General features: G+C 33.0%; 1 pseudogene. It reads right to left on the reverse strand.

Features of this window, described 5'->3' with window-relative positions:
* Positions 1 to 4: 4 nt before the first annotated feature.
* Positions 5 to 309: pseudogene (locus ACSG5Z_RS30340) on the reverse strand (spore germination protein); the annotation flags it as partial.

A 309-nucleotide genomic window follows, 5' to 3' on the forward strand; every position in this document is an offset into this window, starting at 1 on the left:
GTTAATTTGTAACCCCTTCAATATAAGCAACTGCTACTTTCGTTTTTGACATAGATCCAACGATATCTTCTTTGAAAATGAGTTGCTCCGTTACAATATTTCGGCGCAATAAGTGAATATTTGTATCAAGGTTTTCAACGAAACCGATTTTAGGTCCAATTACGCTATACTCATTTTCTGTATCGTTATATAATCGTGTTCCTAAAACAGTACTTTCGGCACGAATTAAAGCATTTTGATCGGGATTCGAATTGCTTTTTAAGCGTACTAAAATATATCCACCTAATAATTTCTCACTAATATCATCAA

Origin of the sequence: Bacillus pretiosus, from assembly GCF_051294775.1 — a bacterium.
Classification (GTDB): Bacteria; Bacillota; Bacilli; order Bacillales; family Bacillaceae_G; genus Bacillus_A; species Bacillus_A wiedmannii.